The sequence below is a fragment of the Enterobacter sp. 940_PEND genome (genome assembly GCF_001059415.1).
Classification (GTDB): Bacteria; Pseudomonadota; Gammaproteobacteria; order Enterobacterales; family Enterobacteriaceae; genus Enterobacter; species Enterobacter cloacae_M.
In genome coordinates, this window is the sequence record NZ_JUMS01000025.1 from 1 (window position 1) to 6,800 (window position 6,800).

Sequence of the window (6,800 nt, forward strand, 5' to 3'; positions counted from 1 at the left end):
GGGCATTATCTGAACATAAAACACTATCAGTAAGTTGGAGTCATTACCGCGTTGGCGGGCTGTTCTTCAAAAGTTGCGGCTCCCGAACAATATTCTGGCTTTTTAAAAGACTATTCCGGCTTGCAGCAGACGACGTCTGCGACGGGTAAACCAACGCTGCGTTGGGTTGATCCTTCTTATAACGAAGCTAATTACGACAGTATTCTCTGGACGCCGATTACTTATTATCCTGCGCCTAAACCGACCACACAAATTGGTCAAAAAACGCTTGATGAGCTGTTGAATTACACCAATAACAAAATGAAAACCGCTATTGGTACCCGTAAGCCAATTGTGACCACGCCGGGTAAACACAGCCTGATTTTCCGTGGTGCAATTACCGGGGTGAGTTCGCAGAAAGAGGGTCTGCAGTTCTATGAAGTGGTGCCGGTCGCGCTGGTAGTAGCGGGTACGCAGATGGCAACCGGGCATCGCACCATGGACACGCATCTCTTCTTTGAAGGCGAACTGATCGATGCGGCCACCAACAAACCGGTCATGAAGGTGGTGCGTAAAGGCGAAGGTAAAGATCTGAACAACGAAAGTACGCCGATGACCTTTGCAACGCTGAAGCAGGTAGTTGATGACATGGCGACGGACGCCACCATGTTTGATGTGAAAAAGACCGCGAAATAAAATAAAACGGCCTGCGTAATGCAGGCCTTTTTATTTACGCCATTCGTAAGCGTCTGAACCAGGTTTCTGGTTTGGTAAACATCACCATATTTCCCCCCAGAATCAGCACTAATCCCACGATACCGTTGATATGCCAGACGTAGCCTTCATACACCGTGGAGATGGTCAGCGCCACCAGCGGGAAGAGCAGCGTACTGTAGGCCGCTTTGCCCGGACCGATGCGCCCCACCAGCGTGAAATAGGCGCCAAACGCAATCACCGAACCAAATACAGCCAGATAGAGCAGCGCGCCAACGTAGCTGACGGTCCACTCCGGCGCGAAGCTGTCGCCTCTGAACAGGGCAATGCAGCCCATCACCAGCGTGCCGTAGAGCATCGCCCAGGCGTTGGTGGTCATGGTTTCAAGGCCTCTGCGCTGATGACGCATGCTGATCATATTGCCCAGCGAGAAGCCGTAGGTGCCGAGCGCGGAGAGGCCAATCCCGGTCAGGAGCGACGCGCTCCAGCCGCTGGCCAGCAGATCGTCCCAGAAGAGGGTGACGATCCCAGTCAGGCCCAGTGCTGCCGCCGTCCAGAAACGCGCGGGCGGGCGCTGCCCGAAGTAGATAAAGCTGTTAATGGCGTTATAGAGCACGGCCATGGAGAAAATCACCGATTCCAGCCCGGTGTTGATGTGCGAGGCTGCGGCGTAAAAACACCAGAAGTTAAAGCAGAAAACGCAGCATCCCTGGAGGATACAAAAAAGGTGATCCCGCAGCGCCAGCTTGCGCAGGCGGCGCAGGGCGATTAACACCACCATCATCGTGAGGCTGGCGACGGCGAAACGCCAGAAAATCGAGACGGGCGCCGCTACGGGACCCTGCTGCAGGAAAATCGCAATCCAGGTGGTTCCCCAGATAACCACCACCAGTCCGTATAATAATGCGTTCATACTTTTTCTCTTCTCAAACCACGGAAGCCCGCAGTATGGCGCCGAGATCGGTCAGGGGCTTTCACCGGCTTGCGGTCGACTTGCAAAATCTTGCGCTTTTTTCTTTCCCGGGGGCTGGCAACGGGAGACAACTCTTCTTAGACTGATATTCCAGTCAATCACGCGCTTACGGTCATGTCTCACGCTTACGATACCTTTGAAACGCTTTGCCAACAAAATGCGGTCCTGCGGGAAACCGTCTCGCTGAATTCGGGCATTCAGCTGGCAGCGTGGTACAACAAGCACGATACGATAACGGTAAAAAGTAACCACCATACCCTGAGCCTGTACATAGCGGATGGCTACGAAAGCTATCAAAAAACGCCGGGCGGCTGGAAGAACGGCGGGGGGCCGGACCGCTTCTGTTTGATGCCAAAAGAGAGCGAATCGACGTGGGATATCCGTGATGACCTGTCGTTTGTGCATCTGTACTGCACCGATGAACACCTGCGCGACGTGGGGGAAAAGATCTGGGACAAGCGCCCGCTTTCGCTGACGCTGGACGAGCGCATTTTTGGTAGCGATCCGAAGATCACCGCGCTTTATCGCCAGTTTTTACTCGGCTGCGACTGGCAGCAGCACGCCAACCAGCTAACCCTGAGCACGGCCTCTACGCTGCTCCTGACCCATCTGCTGCAAAACTACTCAAACGTTCAGTGGAAGCTGCCGGTCGTCACCGGCGGGCTATCGCCATTCGTGCTGCGCAACGTGCTGGCCTTTATTGAAGAGAACCTCGGGCAACCCCTTACGCTGGCTGAACTGGCGGCTCAGGCCGCCCTCAGCGAATACCATTTTGCCCGCATGTTCCGCCAGTCGACGGGGCTGGCGCCGCATCAGTACGTGATGCAGAGAAGAATGGAAAAAGCGAAGGCGCTGGTGCAGAACACGGTGACGCCGCTGACGGACATCGCCCTTGCCTGTGGGTTTAACTCCGCCAGCCACTTCAGCAACCGCTTTCGCAGCGCGACGGGCATGACGCCTTCGCAGCTACGCGCGGCGAGCGCGTGAAAACAGGGCATAGCACACGCCGCCCAGCACCAGCCCCCAGAATGCCGAACCGATGCCCAGGATCGTGACGCCGCTCGCGGTCATCAGGAACGTGACGATGGCCGCGTCGCGCTCCGCCTCGTGGCTCAGTGCCTGATATAAACTCCCGCTGATGGTGCCCAGCAGCGCCAGACCGGCGAGCGTCTGGATCCAGCTGAGCGGCAGAGCGGCCATCAGCCCGGTAATCGAGCCGCCGAAAATCCCCGCCAGCAGATAAAATCCTCCGGCTGCGATGGCCGCCAGCCAGCGTTTTGCGGGATCCGGGTGCGCATCCGGGCTTTGACAAATGGCGGCAGTAATGGCTGCGATACAGATAGAAAAGACGCCAAAAGGGGAAAACAGCAGCGCCAGCGCTCCCGTAACGATGATGAGCGGCGAGACCGCCAGCGGGTAACCGGAGGCCTTCATCGTGGCGAACCCCGGCGCGTTTTGCGATGCCATGGTGACCAGGAAGAAGGGCACGCCAATACTCACCAGGCTGGTGAAGGTGAACGTGGGCGCAATAAACTCGGGCATCACAAGGGAGAACGCGAGCTTATCGGTGACAACGTCACCTCCCGCCCATGCCACGATACCGCCAACCAGCAGCGTGACCACGATGGCATAGCGCGGCGCCAGCGCTTTTGCCAACAGCCACGCCGCAATCATGCTGCCGCACAGCAGAAAGTGACCCTCCAGGTGCGCAAACGCGTGCAGGCCAAACTGCAGCAACACGCCTGCCAGCATGGCGGCGGCAAGCGAATGGGGGATCAGCCTCATCAGACGGGCGAAGAGCCCGGTGATGCCGCAAAGTAAAATGAGCGCATTAGCAAAGATGAACACGCCGATCGTTTCCGGCAACGTCACGCCGTGCAGGCTGGTTGCGAGCAGCGCCGCGCCGGGCGTTGACCAGGCGGTCAGCACCGGCGCTTTGTACCACCAGGAAAGCGCCAGCGTGCTGACGCCCATTCCAATCCCCAGCGCGGTCATCCAGCCTGCGATCTGCTGTGCGCTGGCACCAGCCGCGGCGGCAGCCTGCCAGATGATGGCGGCCGAGCTGGCGTAACCGACCAGCACGGCGACAAATCCAGCCAGTGCGACTGGAACAAGGTGAGAGGAAGGGCGCATAAAAACTCCGTTGTGCGTTATAACGTCCGATATAAGGTAACACTGTGCGCTATAGCGTACAAGTGGTATGCTGATCGCCATCAGGAGGGACCATGGACATAACACTACACCTTGCAACAACGCTGAAAACGCTGCGCCAGGCGCGCGGCTGGAGTTTGTCGAAGCTCGCGGACGAGACCGGCGTGTCTAAAGCGATGCTGGGGCAAATCGAGCGCAATGAATCCAGCCCGACGGTGTCGACGCTGTGGAAAATAGCCACCGGGCTGAACGTGCCGTTTTCCGCGTTCATCACGCCAGAGGCGGACCGGCAGGCGGTGTTTGACCCGCAGCAGCAGGCGATGGTGGTCAAACCGCTCTTTCCGTGGGACGAGACGCTCGGGTTTGATTATTTCTCCATTACCCTGGCACCCGGCGCGCTCAGTGAATCCACGCCGCATGAGGCCGGGGTAATTGAACATGTGGTGGTGGTCAGCGGCGAGCTGGAGATGAAGCTTGACGGCACGTGGCAGACGATTTCTGCCGATTCGGGCGTCCGTTTCGCCGGCGATAAACCGCACGCCTACCGCAACAGCAGCGACCGGACGGTGCATTTTCACTCCCTGATTCATTATCCCCGCTGACGCTACGCAAAACTGTTTCGCTGACGCATACTTCTGACTACAATAGCCGCCATTTTGACCATAACGGATAACGACGAAGTATGCGCCTGCAATCCCATCATCTTGAACTTTTAAGCCCGGCCCGCGACGCCGCCATTGCCCGTGAAGCGATCCTTCACGGCGCTGACGCCGTCTACATTGGCGGCCCTGGCTTCGGTGCCCGCCATAACGCCAGCAACAGCCTGAGCGATATTGCTGAACTGGTGCCGTTCGCCCACCGTTTCGGGGCGAAAGTGTTCGTGACCCTGAACACCATTCTGCATGATGATGAGCTGGAGCCTGCGCAACGTCTGATTACCGATCTCTACCAGGCCGGGGTGGATGCCCTGATCGTTCAGGACATGGGCGTTCTGGAGCTGGATATTCCGCCCATTGAACTGCATGCCAGTACCCAGTGCGATATCCGCACGGTCGAGAAGGCGAAGTTTCTCTCCGACGTCGGCTTTTCGCAGATCGTTCTGGCGCGAGAGCTGAACCTGAATCAGATCCGCGATATTCACCAGGCGACAGACGCGACGATTGAATTCTTTATCCACGGTGCGCTGTGCGTGGCTTACTCCGGTCAGTGCAACATTTCCCACGCGCAGACGGGCCGCAGCGCCAACCGCGGCGACTGTTCTCAGGCCTGCCGTCTGCCGTATACCCTGAAAGACGATCGGGGCCGCGTTGTGGCGTTCGAAAAACACCTGCTCTCCATGAAGGATAACGATCAGACGGCCAACCTGGGCGCGCTGATCGACGCGGGCGTGCGTTCCTTTAAGATTGAAGGGCGCTACAAAGATATGAGCTACGTGAAAAACATCACCGCGCACTATCGCCAGATGCTGGACGCCATTATCGAAGATCGCGGCGACCTGGCGCGCGCGTCGGCCGGCCGCACCGAGCATTTCTTTATTCCGTCGACGGACAAAACGTTCCACCGTGGCAGCACGGACTATTTTGTGAATGCCCGTAAAGGGGATATCGGCGCGTTCGACTCACCGAAGTTTATCGGTTTACCGGTGGGCGAAGTGCTGAAAGTGGCGAAAGATCACCTTGATGTCGAAGTGACGGAACCGCTGGCGAACGGCGATGGCCTTAACGTGATGATTAAGCGTGAGGTCGTGGGCTTCCGTGCCAATACGGTCGAGAAAACCGGCGAGAACCGCTACCGCGTCTGGCCGAATGAAATGCCCGCCGATCTCTACAAGGCGCGGCCGAACGCGGCCCTTAACCGTAACCTCGATCATAACTGGCAGCAGGCGCTGCTGAAAACCTCCAGCGAACGTCGTATCGCCGTGGATATTGAGCTGGGCGGCTGGGAAGAGCAGCTGATTCTGACCATGACTTGTGAAGACGGCATCAGCGTGACGCATACGCTTGATGGCCTTTTCGAGGTGGCAAACAACGCGGAAAAAGCGCTTAACAGCCTGAAGGATGGCGTGGCGAAGCTGGGCCAGACGATTTACTACGCGCGCGCTATCGACGTGAATCTGCCAGACGCGCTATTTGTGCCAAACAGCCTGCTTAACCAGTTCCGTCGTGAAACGGCAGAGATGCTGGATGCCGCGCGCCTGGCACAGTATCCGCGCGCTAGCCGAAAAGCGGAAGCCGTTCCTGCACCCGTATACCCGGAGACACATTTATCCTTCCTGGCCAACGTTTATAACCATAAAGCGCGTGAATTCTATCATCGCCACGGCGTGCAGCTGATCGACGCAGCCTATGAAGCGCATGAAGAGAAGGGCGATGTGCCGGTGATGATCACCAAGCACTGCCTGCGCTTTGCGTTTAACCTGTGTCCTAAACAGGCGAAAGGGAACATTAAGAGCTGGAAGGCCACTCCCATGCAGCTGGTAAACGGCGATGAGGTTCTGACCCTCAAGTTCGACTGCCGTCCCTGCGAAATGCATGTGATTGGCAAGATGAAAAACCACATCTTCAAAATGCCACAGCCCGGCAGTATTGTGGCGTCCGTCAGTCCGGACGATCTGATGAAAACCCTGCCAAAACGCAAGGGCAGCTAATTACCGAACGTGCGTGTCCGGTTTGCGCGACTTCTGCCACAGGTGGTGTTCGCGCAAACCCTCCGCCGACTCTTCTGCAGCGCTTCGCAACTCATCGCTGTCGGCTTCATGACGAAGCTGATGCCCTACATTCTTGACCCATAAATATTCGTGTCCTTTGTGTCCGGCCATAAGCTGGCCTGAAAACAGCGCACAAATAAGCATGACGAAAGATAACCCTTTTTTAATCATGGATTCACCGCTGAAAAATAATGCGGAATAATCATGTCGATTATTTCTTAGGGTTATTAGGTGATGCTGCCAACTTACTGATTTAGTGTATGATGGTGTTTTTGA

General features: G+C 56.9%; 7 protein-coding genes. 4 read left to right on the forward strand and 3 right to left on the reverse strand.

Features of this window, described 5'->3' with window-relative positions:
• Positions 1–42: 42 nt before the first annotated feature.
• Positions 43–675 carry a DUF3313 domain-containing protein gene (locus tag ADJ24_RS04935; RefSeq protein ID WP_048702269.1) on the forward strand — a complete coding sequence of 211 codons (633 nt, stop codon included), beginning with the start codon at positions 43–45 and terminating at the stop codon, positions 673–675.
• A gap of 34 nt (positions 676–709) precedes the next feature.
• Here ADJ24_RS04935 and ADJ24_RS04940 read toward each other — a convergent pair whose 3' ends face one another.
• On the reverse strand, positions 710–1,606 hold the full coding sequence (locus ADJ24_RS04940) for a DMT family transporter (RefSeq protein WP_023311755.1): 897 nt from the start codon (positions 1,604–1,606) through the stop codon (positions 710–712).
• A 174-nt stretch (positions 1,607–1,780) separates the two neighbouring features.
• Between ADJ24_RS04940 and ADJ24_RS04945 the strand changes: the two genes are divergently transcribed.
• Positions 1,781–2,653: a helix-turn-helix transcriptional regulator gene (locus ADJ24_RS04945; protein WP_023311756.1), complete on the forward strand. Its 873-nt coding sequence runs from the start codon at positions 1,781–1,783 to the stop codon at positions 2,651–2,653.
• Here ADJ24_RS04945 and ADJ24_RS04950 read toward each other — a convergent pair.
• Positions 2,633–3,799, reverse strand: coding sequence for a benzoate/H(+) symporter BenE family transporter (locus ADJ24_RS04950; protein ID WP_023311757.1), 1,167 nt, complete (start codon positions 3,797–3,799; stop codon positions 2,633–2,635). The two genes, ADJ24_RS04945 and ADJ24_RS04950, sit on opposite strands and share 21 nt — an antisense overlap.
• A gap of 92 nt (positions 3,800–3,891) precedes the next feature.
• Between ADJ24_RS04950 and ADJ24_RS04955 the strand changes: the two genes are divergently transcribed.
• A complete protein-coding gene (locus ADJ24_RS04955) occupies positions 3,892–4,419 on the forward strand; it encodes a helix-turn-helix domain-containing protein (protein ID WP_023311758.1) in 528 nt (175 codons plus the stop codon).
• A gap of 80 nt (positions 4,420–4,499) precedes the next feature.
• Positions 4,500–6,464, forward strand: coding sequence for a peptidase U32 family protein (locus ADJ24_RS04960; RefSeq protein WP_023311759.1), 1,965 nt, complete (start codon positions 4,500–4,502; stop codon positions 6,462–6,464).
• Here ADJ24_RS04960 and ADJ24_RS04965 read toward each other — a convergent pair whose 3' ends face one another.
• On the reverse strand, positions 6,465–6,695 hold the full coding sequence (locus tag ADJ24_RS04965; protein ID WP_023311760.1) for a DUF2554 family protein: 231 nt from the start codon (positions 6,693–6,695) through the stop codon (positions 6,465–6,467). It abuts the gene before it with no gap.
• Between the last annotated feature and the right edge of the window lie 105 nt (positions 6,696–6,800).

Bases quoted from the DNA above. Each gene is read 5' to 3' on its own strand.
- ADJ24_RS04940 (WP_023311755.1), bottom strand. From the start codon at position 1,606: ATGAACGCATTATTATACGGACTGGTGGTGGTTATCTGGGGAACCACC.
- ADJ24_RS04945 (WP_023311756.1), top strand. From the start codon at position 1,781: ATGTCTCACGCTTACGATACCTTTGAAACGCTTTGCCAACAAAATGCG.
- ADJ24_RS04950 (WP_023311757.1), bottom strand. From the start codon at position 3,799: ATGCGCCCTTCCTCTCACCTTGTTCCAGTCGCACTGGCTGGATTTGTC.
- ADJ24_RS04955 (WP_023311758.1), top strand. From the start codon at position 3,892: ATGGACATAACACTACACCTTGCAACAACGCTGAAAACGCTGCGCCAG.
- ADJ24_RS04960 (WP_023311759.1), top strand. From the start codon at position 4,500: ATGCGCCTGCAATCCCATCATCTTGAACTTTTAAGCCCGGCCCGCGAC.
- ADJ24_RS04965 (WP_023311760.1), bottom strand. From the start codon at position 6,695: ATGATTAAAAAAGGGTTATCTTTCGTCATGCTTATTTGTGCGCTGTTT.